The sequence below is a fragment of the Methylophaga sp. UBA1464 genome (assembly GCF_002325665.1).
Lineage (GTDB): Bacteria > Pseudomonadota > Gammaproteobacteria > Nitrosococcales > Methylophagaceae > Methylophaga.
On the sequence record NZ_DCSO01000077.1, the window covers coordinates 22,039 to 25,261 of the forward strand.

General features: G+C 47.8%; 3 protein-coding genes. All 3 read left to right on the forward strand.

The features are described 5' to 3' along the window. Positions 1 to 157: EAL domain-containing protein (locus B3O33_RS16030; protein ID WP_414673287.1), on the forward strand; the 157-nt coding region annotated here is incomplete at its 5' end. Between the two features lie 246 nt (positions 158 to 403). After that, positions 404 to 1,795, forward strand: coding sequence for a PLP-dependent aminotransferase family protein (locus B3O33_RS09295; protein WP_292363484.1), 1,392 nt, complete (start codon positions 404 to 406; stop codon positions 1,793 to 1,795). A gap of 18 nt (positions 1,796 to 1,813) precedes the next feature. Beyond that, on the forward strand, positions 1,814 to 3,223 hold a 1,410-nt coding region (gene ccoG, locus B3O33_RS09300; protein ID WP_292363485.1), incomplete at its 3' end, for a cytochrome c oxidase accessory protein CcoG.

Consider the following 3,223-nt stretch of genomic DNA (forward strand, 5'->3'; position numbering starts at 1 on the left):
CGTGATTGCCGAGGGCGTGGAAACGGCTGAACAGGCGACCCTGTTGGAAAGATCCGGTTGTCACGTATATCAGGGGTATCACTTCGGTAAGCCCGCACCGGTTGGCGAATGGCAGCAGATTATTGGCGAAATTCGTTTAAAGCATAAAGCCCATTAATTGTTTGTCGCTGAACTTGGTTAAAGCTTGCGCAACTCAATGCCACCTGGTTTTGGTATCAACGTGTTTGTTGTAAAAAATTGTATGGCTTTATCAGTAGTGAGCTGATGAAATAAGCTGTATTTCCATACAATATGTCAGTTCAATAAAAGGCATGCCATACATTGTCGTTTTTTGTATGCAGATATGCTTGTTTTTGTCGGGAAGAATGCCTAGCGTGTGCCTATCTATTCATAGGATTCAGCCATGCCTTTGTGGAAACCCCGAATTGAAGCGGATGCCAAATCCAAGTATCTCGGCATCGTCGAAGCATTAGAAGCCGATATCTATTCCGGTTATGTTAAAGCCGGTGATCGTTTACCGGCACAGCGAGCGATTGCTGAAGCATTGAATGTGGATCTGACTACGGTAACCCGTGCTTTCAATGAAGCACGCCGTCGTGGATTGATTGATGCCACCACGGGACGAGGCAGTTATGTCAGGCATCATGTTGAAAGTAAACTGATTTCCCATATTTCAGAAGCCCGCCCATTGCTCGACCTGAGCATGAATAAACCGCCACAACCAGAATCTGCTGGTTTACAGCAACATATACCACAGGGTATTGCCCAGCTTATTGCCGGGGCGGACAGGGTATTGCAGCTGCATTATCAGGACAGCGCCGGTAATCCGCATGATCGGAGCGCTGCTGCTGGTTGGCTGAGACAAACAATAGATAGTGTTACCGTCGAACGCACCTTGATTACCGGTGGAGCACAGTCTGCGTTGTATGCCATTTTGCATTGTATGGCTCAACCGGGCGACATTATTGCCTGTGGTGAATTTGTCTATCCCGGCTTGAAATCGGCCGCCGAGCAGCTTCGGCTAACTTTGCAACCATTGACTATGGATGAAGAGGGGGTGTTGCCGGATGCTTTTGAGCAGGCTTGTCGGCTACATGCCATGAAAGCGATTTATCTGGTGCCGAGCATGGACAACCCGACAACAGCCACCATGTCATTACTGCGACGCCAGCAAATCGTAACCATCGCCGATGAATATGACATCACCATCATAGAAGATGATCCCTATTCGCCGCTGCAAACTGAGCCTGTTAAAGCATTAGTTGATTTAGCCGCTGAACGCACATGGTATATACGCACACTGTCCAAGTGTATAACTCCCGCGCTGCGTCTGGCCTATGTTATTGCTCCCAGTAACTCAAAGGCATTGGGACTGACCAATGTCTTGCGTGCGATGAGTGTCATGGCGTCACCGCTGATGGCCGCCCTGGTTTCACGCTGGATTTATGATGGGCGTATTAACCGGTTTGCTGAAGCCATTCGAGAAGAAAACCGTCTGCGCCAGCAAATTGCCGGGCAAGTATTAACGGGTATGGAGTTTTACAGCCATGAAGAAGGACACCATATCTGGCTGCAATTACCCACTTACTGGCAGGCCAGTGCATTTTCCGAACAGGCCACAGTACTAGGTGTATCGGTAGTCGCATGCAACAGTTTCGGCTTCAGCGAGAATCAACGACAGGCTGTTCGATTGTCGTTGGGTCTGTCACCGGATCATGCAACGCTTTCTCAGGCATTAACCATTTTGCGCGGCTTGCTGACTCAGCCAGCAAGCTCCCTGCATCACATTATCTGACCCCAGAGGTGAAGAAATATGACTGAACAACCGATTCACTTTATGGAAAAAAACGGCGATATCTATGAGGAAATGGCCGATTGGGATGTGAATGCCGGTGGCGAGAAAATCGTCGCCAAACGTATGTCTGGCCGGTTTCGTAATCTGAAATGGTTTGGTATGTCGGTGTGGCTTTTTTACTTTCTGGTACCTTACATTCGTTGGAATGGTGAACAAGCCGTATTACTGGATATCCCCAATCGTCAGTTTCATTTCTTTGACTTGACTATTTTCCCTCAGGATATCTGGATGTTATCGCTGACCTTATTGTTTTTTGCCATTCTGCTGGCGGCAGTGACCAGTGTTGCCGGGCGGGTTTTCTGTGGTTATTTCTGTTTTCAGACCGTTTGGACAGATATATACACCTGGATTGAAGGCAAGCTGGAAGGCGATACACCTCAGAAACAATTGCGCTTTAAACAGGCGCCATGGTCGGCAGGAAAACTGCTGAAGAAAATCAGCAAACACAGTTTATGGATGGCAATTGCATTGCTGACGGGGCTGACATTTTCGGCCTGGTTTATGGATGCTTTTGAATTGTGGCGGGATGTTTTCAGCCTGCAGGCACATATTGCCGTGTGGATTGTGATGGCGGTATTTACCACTTTCACTTATGTATTCGCCGGATTTATGCGCGAACAGGTGTGTTTCTGGTTATGTCCGTATGCACGTTTACAGGGCGTTATGTATGACCAGAATACAATTTTGCCTGCGTATGATGCCGAGCGGGGCGAACCTCGTGGCAAACTGAAAAAAGGTCAGACCGATCCCAGTAAAGGTAGCTGCATAGATTGCAAACTTTGTGTCAACGTCTGCCCGACAGGTATTGATATTCGTAAAGGCCAGCAGGAAGGCTGTATTACCTGTGGTATGTGTATCGATGCCTGCGATTCGGTGATGGACAAAATAAATGAGCCGCGCGGCTTGATACGCTATGCCTCTTATGCTGAGTTACAAGGGCACAGTAAACCGCAGCCTTTATACAAACGTCCGCGAGTCATTATTTACAGTCTGATCCTGCTGGCTTCTCTGGCTGGTATTGCTTATGGCTTTTTATCCCTGTCAGCGACCGACTTCAGTGTCAGACCTGATCGTCAGCCTTTATACGTTCAACTCAGCGATGGTTCGATTCAAAACCGTTACTCGCTCAAATTACTGAACAAACAGAATGTGCCGATTGAGGTGCAATATCAGATTGAGGGGCTTGCTGGTGCAAGCCTGCATGGTTTGGATGAAACCTACATTATCGAACCGGCCAGGGTAAGTGTGGTTACAGCGCTGGTCCGTGTAGCCGAATCTGATCTGCAGGGTGGCATCAGCAAACTCAGGTTTAAAGTTAACGTAATTGAAGGACCACAGTCAGAAATTACCTATGAAACTATCTTTATT